At 60.0% G+C, this 21421-nt stretch carries 21 protein-coding genes, 1 tRNA gene and 1 pseudogene; 16 read left to right on the forward strand and 7 right to left on the reverse strand.

The genetic code is table 11. The annotated features are described in order from the left end of the window. Positions 1-79: 79 nt before the first annotated feature. On the reverse strand, positions 80-835 hold the full coding sequence (locus AC3I65_RS24870) for a substrate-binding periplasmic protein (protein WP_305466913.1): 756 nt from the start codon (positions 833-835) through the stop codon (positions 80-82). A 216-nt stretch (positions 836-1051) separates the two neighbouring features. On the opposite strand from AC3I65_RS24870, the gene AC3I65_RS24875 reads away from it, so the two are divergent. After that, positions 1052-2563, forward strand: a complete 1512-nt coding sequence (locus tag AC3I65_RS24875; RefSeq protein WP_488524243.1) for a trypsin-like serine peptidase — start codon at positions 1052-1054, stop codon at positions 2561-2563. Positions 2564-2592: 29 nt separating this feature from the next. Here AC3I65_RS24875 and hisF read toward each other — a convergent pair whose 3' ends face one another. The 6 genes from hisF to AC3I65_RS24905 form a co-directional block, all read right to left on the reverse strand. Continuing rightward, entirely contained in the window at positions 2593-3363 is a 771-nt protein-coding gene (hisF, locus tag AC3I65_RS24880) for an imidazole glycerol phosphate synthase subunit HisF (protein ID WP_488524244.1), read from the reverse strand. A gap of 9 nt (positions 3364-3372) precedes the next feature. Next, on the reverse strand, positions 3373-4110 hold the full coding sequence (gene hisA / locus AC3I65_RS24885; RefSeq protein ID WP_047226900.1) for a 1-(5-phosphoribosyl)-5-[(5-phosphoribosylamino)methylideneamino]imidazole-4-carboxamide isomerase: 738 nt from the start codon (positions 4108-4110) through the stop codon (positions 3373-3375). Positions 4111-4152: 42 nt separating this feature from the next. Then, complete coding sequence (locus AC3I65_RS24890; RefSeq protein ID WP_047226899.1) at positions 4153-4407, reverse strand: DUF2164 domain-containing protein; 255 nt, start codon at positions 4405-4407, stop codon at positions 4153-4155. After that, complete coding sequence (gene hisH, locus AC3I65_RS24895; RefSeq protein WP_160894010.1) at positions 4407-5045, reverse strand: imidazole glycerol phosphate synthase subunit HisH; 639 nt, start codon at positions 5043-5045, stop codon at positions 4407-4409. The genes AC3I65_RS24890 and hisH overlap by 1 nt, the downstream gene beginning before the upstream one ends. Beyond that, positions 5045-5638, reverse strand: a complete 594-nt coding sequence (gene hisB, locus AC3I65_RS24900; RefSeq protein WP_003186751.1) for an imidazoleglycerol-phosphate dehydratase HisB — start codon at positions 5636-5638, stop codon at positions 5045-5047. Before hisB ends, hisH begins: the two co-directional genes overlap by 1 nt. Positions 5639-5911: 273 nt before the next feature. Then, positions 5912-7573, reverse strand: a complete 1662-nt coding sequence (locus tag AC3I65_RS24905; protein WP_047226897.1) for an OFA family MFS transporter — start codon at positions 7571-7573, stop codon at positions 5912-5914. A 261-nt stretch (positions 7574-7834) separates the two neighbouring features. On the opposite strand from AC3I65_RS24905, the gene panM reads away from it, so the two are divergent. The 15 genes and pseudogenes from panM (at position 7835) to AC3I65_RS24980 (ending at position 21333) form a co-directional block, all read left to right on the forward strand. After that, entirely contained in the window at positions 7835-8233 is a 399-nt protein-coding gene (panM, locus tag AC3I65_RS24910) for an aspartate 1-decarboxylase autocleavage activator PanM (RefSeq protein WP_047226896.1), read from the forward strand. 139 nt (positions 8234-8372) lie between these two features. Continuing rightward, positions 8373-10610 carry an AsmA family protein gene (locus AC3I65_RS24915; RefSeq protein ID WP_488524245.1) on the forward strand — a complete coding sequence of 746 codons (2238 nt, stop codon included), beginning with the start codon at positions 8373-8375 and terminating at the stop codon, positions 10608-10610. Continuing rightward, positions 10607-11674 (forward strand): A/G-specific adenine glycosylase, encoded by a 1068-nt coding sequence (gene mutY / locus AC3I65_RS24920; protein WP_047226894.1) that lies wholly within the window; start codon positions 10607-10609, stop codon positions 11672-11674. The genes AC3I65_RS24915 and mutY overlap by 4 nt, the downstream gene beginning before the upstream one ends. Then, a complete protein-coding gene (locus AC3I65_RS24925) occupies positions 11671-11943 on the forward strand; it encodes an oxidative damage protection protein (RefSeq protein ID WP_047226893.1) in 273 nt (90 codons plus the stop codon). Before mutY ends, AC3I65_RS24925 begins: the two co-directional genes overlap by 4 nt. Before the next feature lie 102 nt (positions 11944-12045). Beyond that, positions 12046-12121: transfer RNA gene (locus tag AC3I65_RS24930), tRNA-Phe, on the forward strand. A gap of 192 nt (positions 12122-12313) precedes the next feature. Then, positions 12314-12721 carry a hypothetical protein gene (locus AC3I65_RS24935; RefSeq protein WP_047226892.1) on the forward strand — a complete coding sequence of 136 codons (408 nt, stop codon included), beginning with the start codon at positions 12314-12316 and terminating at the stop codon, positions 12719-12721. A 183-nt stretch (positions 12722-12904) separates the two neighbouring features. Beyond that, positions 12905-13300 (forward strand): annotated as a pseudogene (locus AC3I65_RS24940) (DUF1016 N-terminal domain-containing protein); the annotation flags it as partial. Between the two features lie 131 nt (positions 13301-13431). Beyond that, positions 13432-14037, forward strand: coding sequence for a biliverdin-producing heme oxygenase (locus tag AC3I65_RS24945; protein ID WP_076383345.1), 606 nt, complete (start codon positions 13432-13434; stop codon positions 14035-14037). Further along, positions 14034-16268, forward strand: a complete 2235-nt coding sequence (locus AC3I65_RS24950; protein ID WP_488524246.1) for an ATP-binding protein — start codon at positions 14034-14036, stop codon at positions 16266-16268. The genes AC3I65_RS24945 and AC3I65_RS24950 overlap by 4 nt, the downstream gene beginning before the upstream one ends. Before the next feature lie 40 nt (positions 16269-16308). After that, on the forward strand, positions 16309-16755 hold the full coding sequence (locus AC3I65_RS24955; RefSeq protein ID WP_047226889.1) for a hypothetical protein: 447 nt from the start codon (positions 16309-16311) through the stop codon (positions 16753-16755). A 350-nt stretch (positions 16756-17105) separates the two neighbouring features. Further along, positions 17106-17879, forward strand: coding sequence for an ABC transporter ATP-binding protein (locus tag AC3I65_RS24960; RefSeq protein WP_047226888.1), 774 nt, complete (start codon positions 17106-17108; stop codon positions 17877-17879). A 13-nt stretch (positions 17880-17892) separates the two neighbouring features. Beyond that, positions 17893-18660 (forward strand): ABC transporter substrate-binding protein, encoded by a 768-nt coding sequence (locus AC3I65_RS24965; protein WP_047226887.1) that lies wholly within the window; start codon positions 17893-17895, stop codon positions 18658-18660. Positions 18661-18738: 78 nt separating this feature from the next. After that, entirely contained in the window at positions 18739-19434 is a 696-nt protein-coding gene (locus tag AC3I65_RS24970) for an ABC transporter permease (RefSeq protein WP_076383342.1), read from the forward strand. Then, entirely contained in the window at positions 19431-20120 is a 690-nt protein-coding gene (locus AC3I65_RS24975) for an ABC transporter permease (protein WP_076383341.1), read from the forward strand. The genes AC3I65_RS24970 and AC3I65_RS24975 overlap by 4 nt, the downstream gene beginning before the upstream one ends. Next, positions 20101-21333 carry a methyltransferase gene (locus tag AC3I65_RS24980; RefSeq protein WP_488524247.1) on the forward strand — a complete coding sequence of 411 codons (1233 nt, stop codon included), beginning with the start codon at positions 20101-20103 and terminating at the stop codon, positions 21331-21333. The genes AC3I65_RS24975 and AC3I65_RS24980 overlap by 20 nt, the downstream gene beginning before the upstream one ends. Positions 21334-21421 lie beyond the last annotated feature (88 nt).

The raw sequence follows: 21421 nt of genomic DNA on the forward strand, positions 1-21421 counted from the left end.
ACATCTCTTCAAGCTGACCCACCGCTTTCGCGAGCAAGCTCGCTCCCACAGATTTGCGCATTCGGAACCGAATCGGCGATCAGAGATACCGCGCCATGATCGCGTCCACCGCACCTTCCTTGCGCAGTTCATCCAGGGCCGCTTGAAGGCGGGCGACCACGTCGTCGGGCACGTTTTTGTTCAACGCCAGGTACAACTCGGCACTGTTGAACCGTAGCACGGTCTTGAGGTCGCTCACCCCTTCCTCACGCGCCAGATAGCGCCCGGCCGGATCCCCGGTGGCCCACAGATCGATTTGACCATTGACCAGCTTCCTGGCGTTGTCCTGATCGCGCAACACGACAATCGGGTTCAGCCCTTGCTTGGCCAAGGTCTCGGCAATCGCGTCACCCTTGTAAGCCCCGATCCTGTATTGACGCGCCTGCTCCAACGAGTCCAGAGAAATCTTGCTGTCGGCCTTGGCGAGCATGATCCAGTCGTCCGGGCCAATCGGGCCGACCCATTTGAAGAGTTTTTCACGCTCGGGCAATCGCGCCGTGACAAACACGCCGTACCCGGGATTATCCAGGGCCAGTTTATAAATTCGCTCCCACGGGAAACGCAGTGTCAGGCTGTAGCTGATATCGGCACGTTTGAATATCTCGCGGACAATATCCACCGCGATGCCATTGATGTTCTCGTCCTGAGCGAAGTTTTTGCCATTCTTGGCCATGTTGTAGGGCGGGAAGTTTTCCGTCAGCAACACCAGGCCGACGTCACGGCGATCTTGAGCCTGCGCCCCGTTGGCGAACAACAAAGAGGCACTGGCAATAACCAAAAGAATGCGTCTGAACATGTCTGCTACCCGAATCCATGGCGTGCCCAAGAGTGCCTCGGGCCTGCGAGCATGTCCACAGCCCTTTGCTGCCCAGGCGGCTCAACGACTCAAAATATAAAACAGCACTCTCACCGTTGAGGTAACTATTTACCGCCAACCGTCAGCCCCTACCTGATTAATTGGAGAACACCGGCCACTGCCGGTTTTCATTCAACTAACCAAAGGTATCACTCGATGAATTCGATCTCCTTTCTGCTGACCGGCCTGCTCTGCTCGCTGAGTTTGCAGGGTATCGCCCACAGCCAGGACTTTGGCGAAGGCATGCAAAATTTTACGGCCTCTAAGGTCCTTGAAAACGCGGATGGATCACACAACCACTGGCGGGGCGTCGGACGCCTGTTTATCGACGGCTCTTGTACCGCGACGCTTCTCGACACTCAGGATGCCTCGGTACCCCAACCAACACCCGCCTATGTACTCACTTCAGGACACTGTATCGAAAAAGGCAACGGCAACATCGTGACGGATAAACCGGTCAGCGGGGTCATGCAGTTCGATTACTTCGCCGACACCGGATTATTCAAAACCTACGCGCTGAAAAAGGTGGCATGGCGCAGTATGCAAGGCGTTGATCTGGCGATCATAGAATTGGACGTCAGCCTTCAGAAACTCATTGAGGAAGGTATACAGCCCCTGGAACTGGCCCGGCAAAAGCCTGCCGACGGGACCGATGTGCTGATCGTGAGTGCCCCGCAGGGTTTCGACAAAGCCACATTGCGCATGGCTGCCTGCACTTTACAGCCTGCTCGGGAAATAGTGGAAGGCCCATGGGTGTGGCGAAACAACGTGATGACGCGCTGTCAGGATATAGCCGGCGGCAGTTCAGGGGGGCCGATTCTTGATCGTCACTCCAACGAGATAATAGGCGTAATAGGCACCGGTAACCTGGCGGCCGGTTTCGCTCCATGCGACGAACATGCACCCTGTACGCGGGTTGGGGATGTCTATAAGGCCATTCCCAAAAACGTTTATGGGAACCCGACGATCTTTCTCAACGGATGCTTTGTACAAGGCCACATTGCCAATGAGGCAACTTCCTCTTGTCCGCTTTATCCGGCGTTTACCGTGAGTGCTGATGCCAACGAGCCCGCAAGGTACAAGAGGCTCAAAAAACGGGATGACGGGACGATGGAAATTCCGACATGGGATTACCATTTCTCCATCAGCACCGCTTTTTATCGCCACAAGACCGTGCGCACTGCGAAGGACTGCGAAAGTGGCCATTACTACAGCGACGCAATAAGTTCTAACGACGCGTTTATCAACAGCGAGATCGGCGCCCAGCCCGGTTTCTATTTCCTTTGCATTCTTGGCGTTGATTCCGCGACTCAAGGAGCGCAGGTCGGACTCATCAAGAATGGACTGTCCCTTGTGGTGGAAGTCCTTGATGACACGCCAACGGCGCAGCCCGATTTGTCGATCAGCAGCGGAGTCGGCGTGGAGCTGGCACGCGGTAGCGAGTACCGGACCTACGCCGTCAAATTTGGCCCGCTGGACACCACAGATTGCTCAAGGGATGAGCAGTATCTGACCCACACCTACATGGATTTCTGGTTTCCGGATGCAGAACTGCCGCTGAAATTCTGCACAATCGCCTACGACAAATCAGGCCAGGCATCCCAGCCGAGGATTGACGTACTGAGCCCTGCGACAGGGGCGCAGAACACAACCCCCGTCGCCCCCTGAGGTGAGCATCGGGGCTCGGTTGTGCCCGCTTATCGAATGACGATTCCGCGCTGCGCCATGTAAGCCTTGGCTTCCGGCACGGTGTATTCGCCGAAGTGGAAAATGCTCGCCGCCAGTACCGCACTGGCATGGCCTTCAAGGATGCCATCGGCCAGGTGCTGCAGGTCGCCGACGCCGCCGGAGGCGATGACCGGAATGCCCAAGGCATCGCTGATGGCGCGGGTGACGCCCAGGTCGAAACCGTTTTTCATGCCGTCCTGGTCCATGCTGGTCAGCAAGATCTCACCGGCCCCCAGGCCTTCCATCTTCTTCGCCCATTCCACGGCGTCCAGGCCGGTGGGTTTGCGCCCACCGTGGGTGAAGATCTCCCAGCGCGGGGTTTCGCCCGGGCCGGACACTTTCTTGGCATCGATGGCCACGACAATGCACTGCGAACCAAAACGCTGGGCCGCTTCGCCGACGAATTCCGGGTTGAACACCGCGGCGGTGTTGATCGACACCTTGTCCGCACCGGCGTTGAGCAGGTTGCGGATGTCCTGCACGGTGCGCACGCCACCGCCCACGGTCAGCGGGATGAACACCTGGCTGGCCATGCGCTCGACGGTATGCAGCGTGGTATCGCGGCCGTCGACGCTGGCCGTGATGTCGAGGAAGGTAATCTCGTCCGCGCCCTGCTCGTCATAGCGACGGGCGATTTCCACCGGGTCGCCGGCGTCGCGGATGTTCTCGAACTTGACGCCCTTGACCACCCGGCCGTTGTCCACGTCCAGGCAAGGGATGATGCGTTTGGCCAGCGCCATGGTCAGTCCTCAGCCTTTGTAGGAATCGCAGAAGGCCTGGGCCTCAGCGACATCCAGCGTGCCTTCGTAGATCGCGCGACCGGTGATCGCGCCGATGATGCCAGGCGCCTTGGCGTCGAGCAGCGCCTTGATGTCGCCCAGGTTATGGATACCGCCGGAGGCGATCACCGGAATCTTCGTGGCGGCGGCCAGGGCGGCGGTGAACGGAACGTTGCAACCCTGCATCATGCCGTCTTTGGCGATGTCGGTGTAGACGATGGCAGACACCCCGTCGGCCTCGAAACGCTTGGCCAGGTCAATCACCTGCACGGTGCTGACTTCAGCCCAACCGTCAGTGGCGACGAAACCGTCCTTGGCATCCAGGCCAACGATGACCTTGCCCGGGAAGGCGCGGCAAGCTTCAGCGACAAACGCCGGGTCTTTCACTGCCTTGGTGCCGATGATCACATAGCTCACGCCAGCCTTGACGTAGTGTTCGATGGTTTCCAGCGAGCGGATACCGCCGCCGATCTGGATCGGCAGGTTCGGGTAGCGCTTGGCAATGGCTGTGACCACTTCGCCGTTCACCGGCTGCCCTTCGAAGGCACCGTTCAGGTCAACCAGATGCAGGCGACGGCAGCCGCCCTCCACCCACTTGGCGGCCATGCTCACCGGGTCATCGGAGAACACCGTGGAGTCTTCCATCCGGCCCTGACGCAGACGTACGCAAGCGCCGTCCTTGAGATCGATAGCGGGGATAATCAGCATCTGGCAAACCTTCAAATTCGAATGTTCAGCTTGGCTCGGAAATCAGTTTTTCTCGAGCGCCCACAAGTCGCTTTCGATACTTTCGAACCTTTCTTTAAGGTGCGTCTGCACATCGAAAATCGCCCTGTTGTAATAGTGCGGAGCAATTTCGCGGGTAAACAGCTCAAGAATTTCCGCCGCCTCGAACGAACCCAGGTCCAGTTCGAAACGATCCTCCATGAACCGTTGGATCTTGAGGTTCGCCTCACTTTCCTGCTCGGGCGTGAGAGTGAGGATCGGCGGTTTCTTGCGGGCCATTACCAGCGCCCGTCCCACGCCGCGAAGTTCTGCAGCAACTGCAGGCCATGGGTATGGCTCTTCTCCGGGTGGAACTGCACGGCGAAGCGCGAACCGTCGGCCAGGGCCGCGGCGAAGTCGACGCCATAGTGACCGCCGCCCACCACCTGCCGGGCGTTAGCGGCCGCGATGTAGTAGCTGTGCACGAAGTAGAAGCGCGCCAGGTCCGGAATGTTGTGCCACAGCGGGTGATCCACCGTCTGCTTCACCTCGTTCCAGCCCATGTGCGGGACTTTCAGGTGCTCGCCGTCTTCGTGCAGATCCTTGCCGAAAAACTTCACCTGGCCTGGAAACATCGCGATGCAATCGACGCCGTCGTTCTCCTCGCTGCTCTCGAGCAAGGCCTGCATGCCCACGCAAATGCCGAGGAACGGACGATCCTGACTGACTTCATGCACCAGCGAATCGAAGCCCAGGCGACGGATCTCGGCCATGCAGTCACGAATCGCACCAACACCGGGAAAGACCACCCGGTCGGCTTCGCGAATCACGTCGGCATCGCTGGTGATCAGTACCTTGCCGGCGCCCACGTGCTCGAGGGCCTTGGCCACCGAGTGCAGGTTGCCCATGCCGTAATCGATAACCGCGACCGTCTGCATTACAGGACGCCCTTGGTGGAGGGCATTTGCCCGGCCATGCGGTCATCGAGCTCCACGGCCATGCGCAGCGCGCGGCCGAAAGCCTTGAACACGGTTTCGATCTGGTGGTGGGTGTTGTGCCCGCGCAGGTTGTCGATGTGCAGGGTCACATTGGCGTGGTTGACGAAGCCCTGGAAAAATTCCTGGAACAGGTCCACGTCGAAGCCGCCAACGGTGGCACGGGTGTACGGCACATGCATTTGCAGGCCCGGACGACCGGAGAAGTCGATGACCACACGCGACAGCGCCTCATCGAGCGGCACGTAGGCGTGGCCGTAGCGACGGATGCCTTTCTTGTCGCCGATGGCTTTGGTGAAGGCCTGCCCCAGGGTGATACCGACGTCTTCCACCGTGTGGTGGTCGTCGATGTGCAGGTCGCCCTTGCTGACGATATCCAGGTCGATCAGCCCATGACGGGCGATCTGGTCCAGCATGTGCTCAAGAAAAGGCACGCCGATATCAAACCGGGCCTTTCCGGTGCCATCCAGGTTGATCGAGGCTTTGATCTGGGTTTCCAGAGTGTCGCGCTCGACAGACGCCTTACGTTCGGCCATCACCAGCTCCGCAAAATCATTGGGCGAAAAAGGCAGCCATTATAGGGGCGCGAGCGGCAAACAGAAACACGGGAGGTGATATCCCTGACGGGTTGTCGGCGATAGACATGTCCGTACAAGCAATTGTGGCCATCACCCAAAACAAATGTGGGAGCGAGCCTGCTCGCGATAGCGGTGGATCAGCCGACAATGATGCCGGCTGACCCTCCCTCATCGCGAGCAGGCTCGCTCCCACAAGATTCGCCCTCACCCCAGCGGGTTCGGGCTAGCGCATTACTGGAACAACACCGCCGTCTTCTGCAGGGTTACCCAGACACCCCACGCCAACGGAATGCCCACCACCAACCAGGCGGCGATCGCCAAAGGCTTGGTGCCCGGCGCGGCTTTCCACTCCAGCGAAGTGGTGCTGTCAGCGCCCTTGTCATGGCCCAGTGCCTGTTCGGCGGCCAGTTCGGCGTCGGTCATGAAGTACTTGTCGGCGACCGGACGAACCATCAGGTTGCACAGGAAGCCCAGCACCAGCAGGCCGGCGAGGATGTACAAGGTGATGTCATAGGCCGCAGCGCGTTCAACGCCGATGCTCAACTGATATTCACGCAGGTAGTTCACCAGTACCGGACCCAGCACGCCTGCCGCGGCCCAGGCGGTCAGCAGCCGACCGTGGATCGCGCCGACCATTTGCGTACCGAACAGGTCCGCCAGGTAGGCCGGCACGGTGGCAAAACCGCCGCCGTACATCGACAGGATGATGCAGAACGCCGCCACGAACAGCGCGACGCTGCCCAGATGACCCAGGTTCGGGATCAGCGCGTACAGGGCAAAGCCCAGGGCGAAGAACACGAAGTAGGTGTTCTTGCGACCCAGGTAATCCGAGCAGGATGCCCAGAAGAACCGCCCACCGATGTTGAACAGGCTCAGTAGACCAGTGAAACCGGCCGCAATGGCCGCGATCTGACCCAGTTGCGCAGCATCCAACTGACCGAAAGGCAAGTCATTGCCGAGCAACTTGCCGCCGAACACTTCCTGCAACAGTGGCGATGCCATGCCGATGATGCCGATACCGGCGGATACGTTCAGGCACAGCACCAGCCATACCAGACGGAACTGCGGGGTTTTCCAGGCCACGTTCACGTGAACGTGACGATGGGTGATCATCGCGTTCGCAGCTTTCTTCGGTGCAGGGGTCCAGCCTTCAGGCTTCCAGCCGGTCGGCGGGACGCGGTACGACAGGGCGCCACCGACCATGAACACGAAGTAGATCGCGGCCATGACCAGGAAGCTTTGCCATACGCCCACTTCAGTCGGCGAAGAGAAATGGCTCATCAGCGCTGCAGCCAGCGGTGCACCTACCATCGCGCCGCCGCCGAAGCCCATGATCGCCATGCCGGTGGCCATGCCACGCTTGTCCGGGAACCACTTGATCAGCGTCGAAACCGGGGAGATGTAGCCCAGCCCCAAGCCGATACCACCGATTACCCCGGAGCCGACCCACATCAGCCATATCTGGTGAGTGTAAATACCCAGCGCGGAAATCAGCAGACCGCCGCACCAGCACAAGGCCGATACAACGCCAGCCTTACGCGGCCCGGCGTGTTCCAGCCAGCCGCCCCAGATGGCTGCCGAGCAACCCAGGAAGATGAAGAACAGGGTGTAGATCCAGCCGAGCATCGAGATCGGCCAGTCACATTGGGACGAAAAGACTTGTGCGATGAAGCTCATGTCCGGTGCACAGGCTACAGGCTTGGTGACGCCCAGTGCCTTGGACAACGGCAACCAGAACACCGAAAAGCCGTAGGCCATGCCGATGCAAAGGTGGATGGCCAGTGCGGCCGGTGGAACCAGCCACCGGTTGAATCCGGGCTTGGCGATAATGCGTTCCTTGGAGAGGAACGCAGGCTGGGCGGCAAAGCCGTCCGCCGTGATGCTCGTGCTCATTATGTATCCCCCAGTTATTGGTATGGCTCGCCAGCCATGCATCACCCTCAGCCTTATTGCACGCAAAGCGCGACTGTATTTTCTGGTGAAGCTTCATTTTGGTGCGACATTGAGTCGCAGAAGGACGGGCGAACGGGTAAAGGTTACCATTTGCTTATGACAGAAAAGCCAAAGTGCTATCACCTTTTTTACATCTTCTGTCTTATCGCGCCATTGCACGTTTTCTGTAGGGCGTGAATCGTTTATTTTTCAGGAATTTATATGCCCATCGTTGTCGAGCAGTTGAATGACGCCACCTGTCGGGACCGGCAGGACCTGCACAAAATCTACCAGGATGCCCCGGCCTGGCTGTTCGAGCCGTTCACTGACGGCACACAATTGATACACAAATGCCTGGAGGACGGCGCATTGATCGCAGCCCGCTTCAATGACCGGTTGCTCGGTGCCGCACGGCTGCAACGGCACCAGGACGTCTGGCACTTGTCCCAAATGTGCGTGCGAAACGTCACCCGTCGTCGTGGGGTGGCGGAACGATTGGTCAGCGAAGCCCGGAAAATGGCTACGCAACACGGTGCTGAGCTGAAGCTCTTGGCCCCATCCGGTCATCTGGAAGCCCAGGCGCTGGCGGCCAAATTGAAACTGGCACTGGAGCAGGCCTAGATCCGGGAGCTCAGCGCGGCCCTCGCCACGGTTCCATGGCCCACAGGCCTGTCAGAAAGAACGATCACCCAACGCGCCACTAGGTCAGGGCGTTATACTCCCAGGCTAAATTTTGAACTCAACCTACAAGGACTCGCCCATGAAAGCGTTCGGCAAAATCCTGGGTCTGGTACTTCTCGGGCTGTTGCTGGTCATTGTGGCCTTGGGCTTTGCCCTGACCCACCTCTTCGATCCCAACGACTATAAAGAAGAGATCCGCCAGATAGCCCGCGACAAGGCCCACATTGAGCTGACCCTCAATGGCGACATCGGCTGGAGCCTTTTCCCGTGGCTGGGTCTGGAATTGCACGAAGCCAGTGTCGCCACCCTGGCAAACCCGACACAACCGTTCGCCGACCTGCAGATGCTCGGCCTTTCCGTGCGCGTGATTCCACTGCTGCGCCGCGAAGTGCAGATGAGCGACGTGCGCGTCGAAGGCCTGAACCTGCGACTCAACCGTGACAAGAACGGCCACGGCAATTGGGAAGACATCGGCAAGGCACCCGCCTCTAAAACCACGGCAAACGCCCCGGCACCGGCCGAACAGCCTGCCCCTTGGGACAGCGCCCCGGCGCAGAAACCGGCCCAGCCAACCCGCCTGGACATCGACAGCCTGACCGTGAACAACGCCCGGGTCGAATACACCGACGAGCAGGCCGGCCGGCAGTTCACCGCCGAAAGCATCCAACTGAGCACTGGCCCGATCCATGATTCCACCAACATTCCGGTCACGCTCACCGCATTCCTGGCCAGCAACCAGCCAGCCGTGCGGGTGCGCACCGAGGTCACGGGCGAGCTGCGCTTCGAGCGCGCCTTGCAGCGCTACAAGTTCGAAGACCTGAAGCTGTCCGGCGAAGCCACGGGCGACCCTTTGCAAGGCAAGACCGTGACGTTCGCGGCACACGGGCAGCTACTCCTGGATAAAGCGGCGAACGTCGCCGAATGGACCGGCATCAAGCTTTCCATCAATCAACTGCGGGCGTTGGGCGAACTGAAGGTCAATGATCTGGACAAGACCCCGCAACTGAGCGGCGGCATGTCGATCGCCCAATTCGACCTGGCGAAATTCGTCGACGGCGTCGGTCAGAAACTGCCGGCCATGGCCGAAGGCAGCTTGAGCAAAGTCGAACTGGTCACCCGTATTGCGGCCACGCCGACCAGCGCCGAATTCAATAGCATCAATCTGAAAATCGACGACAGCACCTTCAGCGGTCGTATCGCCGTGGAAGACTTTGCCAAACAGTCACTGCGTGCGCAGCTCAAGGCCGATACCTTCAACGTTGACCGCTACCTGGCGCCAAAATCCGCCGAGGCCGACAGTTCCAAGGCGGCCCGAGAGGCGGAGGTCAGCAACACCGAAGCCAGTGCCATGGCGGGCGCCGGCAGCACACCGTTGCCGAGCGCGCCCACCCAGGGCGCCTGGAGCAACGACCGGCTGTTTCCGGTCGAACGCCTGGGCAAACTGGACCTGGATGCCGACCTGACCTTCGGCCAACTGACCCTCGATAAACTGCCGATCCAGAATGCCGCGCTCAAGGCCACCGGCCAGGGCGGCCTGCTGACCCTGGAAAACCTGCGGGGCGATTTGTACAACGGCAACTTCGAAGTCAAAGGCACGCTGGACGTGCGCCAGCCCACGCCGCAGTTGAGCCTGCAAACCCGCATCAACCGGGTACCGGCCGAGAAAATCATCGAAAGCCAGGGCAAGAATCCGCCCGTCAAAGGCCTGGTGACACTCAACAGCGCCGTGACCGCCAGTGGCAACAGCCAAAAGGCCCTGATCGACAGCCTCAACGGTACTGCCGGGTTCGTCATCAACGACGGCGTCCTGCTCAATGCCAACCTCGAGCAGCAGTTGTGCAGGGGCATCGCCACCCTCAATCGTAAAACCCTCAGTGGCGAGCCCCGGGGCAAGGACACCCCATTCGAGCAACTCAACGGCAATCTCACCTTCCGCAGCGGCGTGGCCAGCAACCCGGACCTGAAGGTCCGTATCCCTGGCATGACCGTCAACGGCAACGGCGATATCGACCTGCGTGTGCTGGGCATGGACTACCGCGTCGGCATCATCATCGAAGGCGACAAGAGCGACATGCCCGACCCGGCTTGCCAGGTCAACGAACGTTACGTCGATGTCGAATGGCCGTTGCGCTGCCGCGGTCCGCTGGAGCTGGGCGCGAAGGCATGCCGGCTGGACAACGAGGGGCTGGGCAAAGTCGCCGCGAAACTGGCCGGCGACCGCCTCGGCGACAAGCTCAATGAGAAGATCGACGAGAAGCTCGGCGACAAGGTCAGCCCCGAGCTGAAGGACGCGCTCAAGGGGTTGTTCAAGCGATGACAGCCGAGCAGTTTTCCAGCGCCGTACTGGACTGGTTCGACCGCCACGGGCGCCACGACTTGCCTTGGCAGCAAGACATCACTGCGTATCGGGTGTGGGTCTCGGAAATCATGCTGCAGCAGACCCAGGTCAGCACCGTGCTCAATTATTTCGACCGGTTCATGGCCTCGCTGCCCACCGTGCAAGCCCTGGCCGCCGCGCCGGAAGACGAAGTGCTGCACCTGTGGACCGGCCTGGGCTACTACACCCGCGCCCGTAATCTGCAGAAAACCGCGAAGATCGTAGTCGACCAATATGGCGGTGAATTCCCCCGCGACGTGGAAAAACTCACCGAATTACCGGGGATCGGCCTGTCCACAGCCGGCGCCATCGCCAGCATCAGCATGGGCCTGCGGGCACCGATCCTCGATGGCAACGTCAAGCGGGTGCTGGCGCGCTTCACCGCCCAGGAAGGTTACCCGGGCGAACCGAAGGTCGCGAAGCAACTGTGGGCGACTGCCGAGCGCTTCACGCCTCAAGACCGGGTCAACGCCTACACCCAGGCGATGATGGACCTGGGCGCCACGCTCTGTACCCGCAGCAAACCCAGCTGCCTGCTTTGCCCGCTTAAAAAAGGCTGCCAAGCCCACATGCTCGGCCTGGAGACCCGCTACCCGATCCCCAAGCCACGCAAGGATGTGCCCAAAAAACGCACCTTGATGCCGATGCTGGCCAACCGCGAAGGCGCGATTCTGCTTTATCGTCGCCCCTCCACGGGCCTGTGGGGCGGTTTATGGAGCCTGCCGGAACTCGACGACCTCGACGACCTGCAACACCTGGCCCTGCAACACTCGCTGGAGCTGGGCAATCATCAGCAGATGCCGAGCCTGGTACACACTTTCAGCCACTTTCAGTTGGCGATCGAACCCTGGCTGGTCCGGGTCCGGGAAACCGGCCATCACGTGGCCGAGGCCGACTGGCTCTGGTATAACCTCGCCACCCCGCCGCGCCTGGGCCTCGCCGCCCCGGTCAAGACCTTGCTCGAACGCGCGGCCGCCGTATTGAACGCAGGAGAGTTGCAATGATCCGCACCGTGATGTGCCGCAAGTACAAAGAACAACTGGAAGGCCTGGAGCGCGCGCCGTTCCCGGGCGTCAAAGGCCAGGACATCTACGACAATGTCTCGGCCAAGGCCTGGGCGGACTGGCAAAAACACCAGACCCTGCTGATCAACGAAAAACGCCTGAACATGATGAACGCCGAAGACCGCAAATACCTTCAAGGCGAAATGGAAAAGTTCTTTTCCGGCGAAGAATACGCCAAGGCCGAAGGCTACGTGCCGCCGTCCGAATAGGCCACCCAGAACCGGGGCGGATCGTAAGCGACGGTAATAATTAAATATTTTTTGATAACGTGCTTGACGACCCCCTGAAAAACCCGTTTAATGCGCCCCGTTGCCCAGATAGCTCAGTCGGTAGAGCAGGGGATTGAAAATCCCCGTGTCGGCGGTTCGATTCCGTCTCTGGGCACCAAATACCGAAAACCCCGATCAAGAAATTGATCGGGGTTTTTTATTGCCTGGGATTTACGAGAGCTGTGACAGCGCGTCGAGTTCTTCAACCTCACTGGGTGCCACATTGTTTGTGGTGGATTGAGATTCGAAGTGGTTGCCCTGAAGCTGTAGGATAGATCGCCTTATTTTCATGCCAGGAGTCTGCCCCCCCATGTCATCGGCAAACAAACAGCAGAAACGAAACCAGCGCGCCAAGGCGAAAGCCAAGAAGAACCGCATTCAGCGTGCTGCTGCGCCGAACGATTTCCTGGACCCGAACGATGAGCGCATCGATCTGGAATCCGTGGACCTGACGGAGCTGTTCCAAATCATGAGCTCAGCTGAAAAGGTCAGCCAGAAGGCGATGTGCGAAGCGTTCCTGGCCTATCCATTGTTGACGCTGGTGCTGGAACAGGAAGGTGAGGACGAAGCGACCGACTTCATCATTACTGCATTGATCGAATACCGTCGCCTGACCAAAGGCGTCGATGAGCAGACCGCACTGGATTGGGTGGAGAGTGAGCAGTTCCAGGCCGATTATGTCGCCGCGTCCAAGGCGCTAGCCCAAGATCCGATCTGATGATCGTCCTCATTATGAGGACGTCGGCAGTGGATGACGCCATCCCGGGATAGCTCCTACAAGCCAGGGTCAGCCAAGATCAGGCGGCGTCAAACCCGTCCTGCAAGAATCGGACAGCTTTCCTCCCACCTAATCAGACTCGCCCTGCATCATCGAAACGTCGTCCAGAGCATCCTTTTGGTCCCCCCGTTTGGGAAAGGCTTTGATGAACGCAACCTGCGCCACATGCGGGACTTTTATCAATCGTTTCCAATTTGGAACGCAGTGCGTTCCGAATTGAGCTGGACCCATTACCGCACACTTCTGCGGGTAGAAGACCCAAACGCCCGCCATTGGTACATGAACGAGGTAGCCATCCAAAACTGGTCCACCCGCGCCCTGGAACGTCAGATCGGCACCCTCTACTACGAACGTCTGCTGGCCAGCCAAGACCGCCCGGCGGTGAAACAGGAAGCGACCAGCCATATTGAAAGGCTCAATCTCAGCCCGAGGAACATCGTCAGGGACCCCGTAGTTTTGGAGTTCCTCGGAATGCCCAATGTCGGCGCTTTGCTGGAAACCGACCTGGAGCAAGCCTTGAAGCTCGACAACCAAGCCTGACGACGGGCGAACTGAAAGCCAACAGCTGATGGCCGCTCTGGCCGAAAAATCTGTGTAAGATTGATGCGCTTTTTTTCCAGCAACGCTCCAGTCAACGAGCTCTATCCCGCATGTCACCGGCCGCGCCTCCCCCTTCTCTGATTCAGGCATTGCGGACCGAAACCGCTGAGCTGCACGTCGCCCTGGAAAAACGCTTGCCGTTTTTCTCCGAACAGTTGGACCTCGACCTGTACCGGCGCCTGATGGCCGCCTACTACGGTTTTTATAAACCGCTGGAACAGCGACTTCATGTCCTGACGCTGACACCGACGGGGTTGGACCAATCCCTGCGGATCAAGCTTCCCGTACTGCAGGCGGATCTCACGGCACTGGGCCTGGATGACCACGCTATCGAGGCACTGCCCACCTGCCGGGACCTGCCGCAGATCGATTCCCGTGCCGCCGCCCTGGGGGTTTCCTATGTGCTGGAAGGTGCAACCCTCGGGGGTCAGATCCTGCGGCGCAGAGTCGCCGAACAGCTCGGTCTTGATGCCTCCAGCGGCGCGGCGTTTCTCAATGTGTATGGCGAACTCACCGGTCGGCGTTGGAAGGACTTCCTTCAGTATTTGGGCGACAGGAACCTTGGCGACGCCCAAACGCTCGAAGTCACACGTGCCGCCAAAGCGACGTTTACTCATTTTGAACACTGGCTGGACAGCCAAAAGGTATTGTTATGACCCCGGAAAACCAGGAAGCCTTCGAAGAACTGCTGGCCAATTGTGCAGACGAACCGATTCGCTTCCCCGGGGCCATCCAGCCTCATGGCGTGCTACTGATGCTGTCCGAACCCGACTTCGTCATCCGACAGGTCAGCGCCAACGTATTGCAATTGATGGGGCACGATTCTCACGGTCTCCCCGGCCAGACGCTGGACGCACTGTTCGGGCAGCAGCAGGCCCAAGCCGTCCTCAAGGCCTGTCGCGCCGATGCGGACGGGGACAACGCGCCCGTGGAGATTGTCGTGAACCAGTTGCGTTTTGACGCCCTGGTCCACCGCCATCAAGGCGCCCTGATCGTCGAACTGGAACAGCACCTGAGCGACTACCGTCCCGAAGGTGTCAGCGGCGAAGCCAACCTGGGGCGCATGCTGCAACGCCTGCAAAGCGCGAAAAGCCTTCAGGCTCTGTACGAAATCAGCGTTCGGGAAATTCAGGCCATGACCGGTTACGACCGGGTGCTGATCTATCGCTTCGAAGAAGAAGGCCACGGCCAGGTGATCGCCGAGGCCAGCGCGCCGTCGATGGAGCTCTACAAAGGCCTGTTTTTTCCGGCATCGGATATCCCTGAACAGGCCCGGGAGCTGTATCGCACCAACTGGCTGCGAATCATCCCCAACGCTGACTACACGCCGGTACCGCTGGTCCCGCAGTTGCGTCCCGACACTCAGACACCCCTGGACCTGAGCTTTTCCACCCTGCGTAGCGTCTCGCCGATCCACCGCCAATACATGAAAAACATGGGTGTGCTGTCGTCCATGAGCATTTCCCTGATGGAAGGCGACCGACTGTGGGGCCTGATCAGTTGCGGCAACCGTCACCCCCTGCTCGTGCCCCATGAAATGCGCATGGCCTGCCAGACCATCGGCCAAGTGCTGTCGCTGCAGATCAGCGCCATGGAAGCACTGGAGCTGACCCGCCAACGGGACGCCAAGCTTGAGGACCTCAAGGTTCTCGCCACGGCCATGGCCGAGTCCAGCGACAATGTCTTTGACGGCTTGTCCCGCGAACCCCAAAGGCTGATGGACCTGACCGGCGCCACCGGCGTCGCGATCCTCGAGGACAACAAGCTGCACCGCCATGGCCAGTGCCCGGAAGCGGAGCAGATCCGCGAGCTGCATAAATGGATGCTGGAGACCGACCAGCCCGTTTTCTCCCACCACAACCTGAGCAGCGTTTTCGCTCCAGCCCAGGCCTATCAGGACGTGGCGAGCGGTGTGCTGGCGATCCACCTGCCCAAGCCTGTGGAAAATGGCGTGCTGTGGTTCCGCCCCGAGGTGAAGCAAACCATCCAGTGGAGCGGCGACCCGCAAAAACCTCTGGACCTGGAAAGCAGCGAGACAGGTTTGCGCCTGCGACCGCGAACGTCTTTCGAAATCTGGAAAGTCGAAATGGCCGGCATCAGTACCCAATGGACCCACGGCGATCTGTTTGCCGCCAACGACCTGCGCCGCTCAGCGCTGGAAAACGATCTGGCCCGGCAAGTCCACAAGGAGCGTCAGGCGGTGCAGGCGCGTGATGAACTGGTGGCGGTGGTGTCCCATGACCTGCGCAACCCGATGACGGTCATATCCATGCTCTGCGGCATGATGCAAAAGTCCTTCAGCTCCGACGGCTCCCATAGCTCTAAGCGAATTGCTTCAGCCATCGACACCATGCAACAGGCCGCCAGCCGCATGAACGTTCTGCTCGAAGACCTGCTGGACACTTCGCGCATCGACGCTGGGCGCTACACCATCCATCCCCAGCCGCTGGACGTCAGCCAGATATTCGAAGACGCCTGCTCGCTGCTGACGCCGCTGGCAACCGCCAAGGCCATCGATATTTCGTTCCACGCCGAACCCAATCTCAAGATCAATGCCGACCCCGAGCGGTTGTTCCAGGTGCTGTCGAACCTGATCGGAAACGCCATCAAGTTCACCCCCCAGCAAGGTAGCGTGGGCATCAGCGCGATGTCGGTGGGTGACGAGATCGTGTTCAGCGTTCGTGATACCGGCGAAGGAATCAAACCGGAGCAGTTGCCTCACGTGTTTGACCGCTACTGGACAGTCAAGGAAGGCAACCCGAACGGCACCGGACTGGGTTTGTATATTTCCAAGGGGATTGTCCAGGCCCATGGCGGTAAACTGCACGCCGAAAGCCAGCCAGGCAAGGGCAGCGAATTCAGCTTTACCGTGCCGAAAATCAACTGAGCCGGGCATCGCCCCCTAACAAACTGGAAACCGAAGCCCAATGGCCTCACTGAACAAACAGCAAAAACGCGCCAAGCGTGCCAAAGACAAAGCCAAGCAAATCCGCATGAGCGGGCGTAAATCCATCCCCATGTATGGCGACCCGGCCCACGCCACCGCCCAGCCACCGGTCTACGTGCTCGAGCTGTTCGCCAAGCTACGCGAAGCCGAGGCCATCAGCCGTAGCGAAATGCTCGACACGCTGCTCGCGTCCCTGAGCGTGATGATCAGCGAACGCCCCGGCCTGCTGGACCTGAAAAACGCCGAGAACGAAAGCATGGCCGCCACCAACCTGGCCGCGGACATGCTGGTCGACTACCGCATGTGGGCCGACGACATGGATCGCGAGACGGCCCAGCGCTGGCTCAGCACCCCGGAGTTCATCAAGGACTTCAGCGAGGCGCTGGATCGTTATCGTCAGTTGATGGAAGAGCCCGCCAGCGAATAGAACGCGATCAGCCTCACGGAGAAGAGGACAGCCAGCTAAAACTTCCTATGGACGATAAAAACGCACAACGGCAACACTCATCCGATTAACCCTTCCAACCCCCAGCCAAAGCTGGCACCATCGCGCCTTTTTTTACGCGACTCCCCGGGATTTTTACCGGTAAACAGAGTTCGAACGGCCGTTCGGTTGTTGATGGCGCGACAGTCTGCTGCGCCGATGCGACAACCTGCCGCACATTCGCGGTTTACCACCCGTAGCGCTGTTGGCTGCCATTCGGACGCTATGCTAGCTTGGCCGCCTCGCCAGGAAGGCCGCCAACAGCAAGGGAGCACACACCATGAGGACCGCACATGGCCCAGGCCACGCCCGCGCTTGAAATCCGCAACCTGCACAAACGCTACGGAAAGCTGGAGGTGCTCAAAGGCGTCTCGCTGACCGCCCGCGACGGCGATGTGATCTCGATCCTGGGTTCCTCCGGTTCCGGCAAGTCCACATTCCTGCGCTGCATCAACCTGCTGGAAAATCCCAACCAGGGCCAGATCCTGGTGGCCGGCGAAGAACTCAAGCTCAAGGCCGCGAAAAACGGTGAACTGGTGGCCGCCGATGGCAAACAGATCAACCGCATGCGCAGCGAAATCGGTTTTGTGTTTCAAAACTTTAACCTCTGGCCGCACATGAGCGTGCTCGACAACATCATCGAAGCCCCGCGCCGGGTGCTCGGCCAGAGCAAGGCCGAGGCCGTGGAAGTGGCTGAAGCCCTGCTGGCCAAGGTCGGCATCGCCGACAAGCGTCATGCCTACCCTGCCGAGCTTTCCGGTGGTCAGCAGCAGCGCGCCGCCATCGCCCGCACGCTGGCGATGCAGCCTAAAGTGATTCTGTTCGACGAACCCACCTCTGCCCTTGACCCGGAAATGGTCCAGGAAGTACTTAGTGTGATCCGCGCCCTGGCCGAAGAAGGCCGCACCATGCTGCTGGTGACTCACGAAATGGGCTTCGCCCGTCAGGTTTCCAGCGAAGTGGTGTTCCTTCATCAAGGCTTGGTCGAGGAGCAAGGATCGCCACAGCAGGTCTTCGAAAACCCGCTTTCGGCGCGCTGCAAACAATTCATGTCCAGCAACCGCTAACGGAGCAGTACATATGCAGACCTACAAGAAATTTCTCCTGGCCGCTGCCGCCAGTCTGGTCTTCTCGGCCAGCGCCATGGCCGCGGAAACACTGAAGATGGGCATCGAAGCGGCCTACCCGCCGTTCAATAACAAAGATGCCAGTGGCAACGTGGTCGGCTTCGACAAGGACATTGGCGACGCCCTGTGCGCCAAGATGAAAGTCGAATGCAGCGTGGTGACCTCCGACTGGGACGGCATCATTCCGGCCCTGAACGCCAAGAAGTTCGACTTCCTGATCTCCTCGCTGTCGATTACCGAGGAACGCAAGCAGGCCGTGGACTTCACCGAACCGTACTACTCCAACAAGCTGCAATTCATCGCACCGAAGGCCACCGAAGACTTCAAGACCGACAAGGCCTACCTGAGCGGCAAGACCATTGGCGCACAACGCGCCACGCTGGCCGGCACCTGGCTGGAAGACCGCAACATGGAAGATGACTACAACGTAAAGGTCACGCTCTACGATACCCAGGAAAACGCTTACCTGGACCTGCTCTCGGGCCGCGTTGACGCCATCCTGGCGGACAAATACGTGCAATACGAATGGCTCAAGAGCAAAGACGGCGCCGCCTTCGAATTCAAAGGCGACCCGGTGGTGGAAAGCGACAAGATCGGTATCGCCGTGCGCAAGGGTGACGACGAACTGCGCAACAAGCTGAACGCCGCGCTCAAGGAAATCGTTGCCGACGGCACCTATAAAAAGATCAACGACAAGTACTTCCCGTTCAGCATCTATTGATACTGACGTGCCTGGCCGGCGCCGCTTCATTGCGACGCCGGCCCTTAGCAAAGCCTGCCGCGATATGAACACACACCCATGATGATCGATCTCTACGGATTCGGCCCGGCGCTCGCCGCTGGCGCGCTGATGACCGTCAAACTGGCGCTCTCGGCCCTCTGCCTGGGGCTGGTGCTCGGCTTGCTCGGCGCCTTGGCCAAGACTTCCCCGTACAAGCCGCTGCAATGGCTGGGCGGCACTTATTCGACACTGGTTCGCGGCATCCCCGAATTGCTCTGGGTGCTGCTGATCTACTTCGGCACCGTCAATCTCATGCGTGCCCTGGGCGAATACTTCGGTAACCCGGACCTTTCCCTCAACGCCTTCGCCGCTGGCGTCATCGCCCTGGGCCTGTGCTTTGGCGCCTACGCCACGGAAGTATTTCGCGGCGCGATCCTGGCCATTCCCAAGGGCCATCGCGAAGCTGGCGTGGCGCTGGGGTTGTCCAAGTGGCGGATCTTCACTCGGCTGATCATGCCGCAGATGTGGCGCATCGCCCTGCCCGGGCTGGGCAACCTGTTCATGATCCTGATGAAAGACACCGCGCTGGTGTCGGTGATCGGCCTGGAAGAAATCATGCGGCACGCGCAAATCGGCGTGACCGTGTCCAAGCAACCGTTCACCTTCTATATGGTGGCCGCGTTCATGTACCTGGGCCTTACCGTGCTCGCCATGATCGGCATGCATTTTCTGGAACGACGTGCCGCTCGCGGCTTTGCCAGGAGCACCCAATGAACTGGGAAGTCATCATCAAGTGGCTGCCGAAACTGGCCCAAGGCGCGACACTGACCCTGGAGCTGGTCGCCATCGCCGTGATCGCCGGTCTGCTGCTGGCGATTCCGCTGGGCATCGCCCGCTCCTCACGCCTGTGGTACGTGCGGGCGTTACCCTACGCCTACATTTTCTTTTTCCGTGGCACGCCGTTATTGGTTCAGCTGTTCCTGGTCTACTACGGTCTGGCGCAGTTCGACGCCGTGCGCAGCAGTTCGCTGTGGCCCTATCTGCGGGATCCGTTTTGGTGCGCCACGGCCACCATGACCCTGCACACCGCCGCCTACATCGCCGAGATCCTGCGCGGCGCGATCCAGGCCATCCCCCGTGGTGAAATCGAGGCCGCGCGAGCCCTGGGCATGTCCCGACCCAAGGCGTTGTTCTACATCATCCTGCCTCGCGCCGCGCGCATCGGCCTGCCGGCCTACAGCAACGAAGTGATCCTGATGCTCAAGGCCAGCGCCCTGGCGAGCACCGTGACCCTGCTGGAGCTGACCGGTATGGCCCGGACCATCATTGCCCGGACCTACCTGCCGGTGGAAATCTTCTTCGCGGCCGGCATGTTCTACCTGCTGATGGCGTTCATGCTGGTGCAGGGCTTCAAGCAGCTGGAGCGCTGGTTGCGCGTCGATGCCTGCCAAGGACGCTGACAGCGGCGTGTTGACGGGCGAGGCGTTACTCGCCCGTTTCACCGCGCTGGATGCTTTTCTCACAACGCACCAGGCATTGTGGAAACCGCGTCCGTTCACCCATCTGCAACTGCCATGGGAAGGGTCCTACCCTGAGCTGGCCCAATGGCTACGCCAGCGTTCGCTGGAAGACGCAGAAAACGACCATCACCAACCCTGGCTGATTCAACATGCACCCGCGCCATTTCCAGAACTGGCGGCCACTTCCCATCCCTTGAGCGTCGTCGCAGAACTGCCGGGCAAAGAGCTCGAAACCGCCGCCCATCGCCTCAGCGTCGACGTGCCAGGGCGCAAATGGCAGCAAATCGAAGCCTTCGCCAGCCGCCTGCACTTCGCTACCAAACCGACCCACTGGCTCGATTGGTGCGCCGGCAAAGGTCATCTTGGCCGACGCTTGCTGCAGGCTGAACAACAACTGACTTGCCTGGAATACGACCCAGCCCTGGTCGCCAGCGGCCAGCAACTGAGCCAACGCCACCGTCTGCCCGCCACGCACTTGCAGCAAGACGTGCTGGCGGCAGAGGCAGGCCTGGCGATCCACCCTGAACACACGCCAGTAGCCCTGCACGCCTGCGGCGACCTGCATGTGCGCCTGATGCAATTGGCGAGCGCCGCTGGCTGCACTCAACTGGCAATCGCCCCGTGCTGCTACAACCGCATCAGTGCTGAACGTTATCAACCGCTGTCCGACGTCGCCAAGGGTTCGGTCCTACAGCTAACGCTCGATGATCTCAGCCTGCCACTGACCGAAACGGTCACCGCCGGCGCCCGCATCCGGCGGCAACGGGACCACTCCATGGCTCGGCGCCTGAGCTTTGACCTGCTGCAACGACAGATCCGGGGCCGCGACGAGTATCTGCCCACCCCCTCGCTCCCCAGTGCCTGGCTGGAAAAATCCTTCATCGAGTACTGCACCGATCTGGCAGCCCTGAAAGACTTATCCACAGTCGGCTCGCCTGACTGGTCGGCACTGGAAGCGGCCGGCCATCAACGTCTGGCCCAAGTGCGCAACCTGGAATTGGTCCGAGGCCTTTTCCGGCGGCCTCTTGAGCTGTGGCTGGTGCTGGATCGGGCGCTTTTCCTCAGCCAGAAAAACTACCACGTCCGCCTCGGCACCTTCTGCGAAACGCCCCTCACGCCGCGAAATCTGATGCTGCTGGCCGAACGTCGCTGACATGAAACAGCCTGTGGATAACTCTGTTGATGAAATTGTCTTGGATCCAATTAATCCGCGATTTTCTGCTGGAAGCGAGGCTGGTCAT

The organism is Pseudomonas sp. N-1-13 (genome assembly GCF_057787095.1).